The 690-nt window shown below is 37.0% G+C and carries 1 protein-coding gene; it reads right to left on the reverse strand.

What is annotated here, in order from left to right; all coding sequences use genetic code 11:
• Window positions 1-224 precede the first annotated feature (224 nt).
• Window positions 225-690, reverse strand: a 466-nt coding sequence (locus tag KIH86_RS10635; RefSeq protein WP_268964143.1) for a primase-like DNA-binding domain-containing protein, incomplete at its 5' end; no start/stop codon positions are given.

Here is a 690-nt window from a genome sequence, read left to right on the forward strand (position 1 = left end):
ATCTATCAAATCGGAAATCGTATAAAATTGTGCTTCTGTATTGTCTGCCAATCTTTTAACCTCCCACATAGATAATATGGAAATCAACAAGTTGATTAAGCGATTTTGTAGACACTAGTTGTCTAAGAGTAGACGACTTTGTCTACGCAGAAGCCTTTTTAAGGCCAATGACAGTAAGGGTTTAGCCAATATGTTGTCAATGTAGACACTAACTACTACTCTCTTCATGAATTAGTATTTTTTAGCCTAATCCCTTGAAATCCCCTTAGGGCATTTGAACCAAACATACGGAATTTACCCTTAACAACGCCTAATCTCATAACCTCTCTAAACAACTCTTCTTGGCTGCAGCTTTTAAGACAATTATCTTTACAATATTGCATATACGCTGGATATAAATGCTTTCTAAGTACCTTGAGACCCTTATTATTCGGGTCTATTTCGCACAGATCCCCCAAAAATTGAGCAATACTCTCCGAGTTCTCACTCAACTGTTTTCTAAACTGAACCGCATCTTCACCCTCGGTGAATATGAAATCGCTCCTCACAAGATCACGAAGTTCTTCCAATGCCCAGCTAACAATAAAGTCCTTTTCAGATAGCAGCTTTTCCAACAAATCTTTATCTTGATCTTTCTCAGCGACACTTTGATTAAATATAATAAAAATCATTCTTTCCTCATGAGCTGTA

The organism is Paenibacillus sinensis, from assembly GCF_019904155.1.
Classification (GTDB): Bacteria; Bacillota; Bacilli; order Paenibacillales; family Paenibacillaceae; genus Paenibacillus_AQ; species Paenibacillus_AQ sinensis.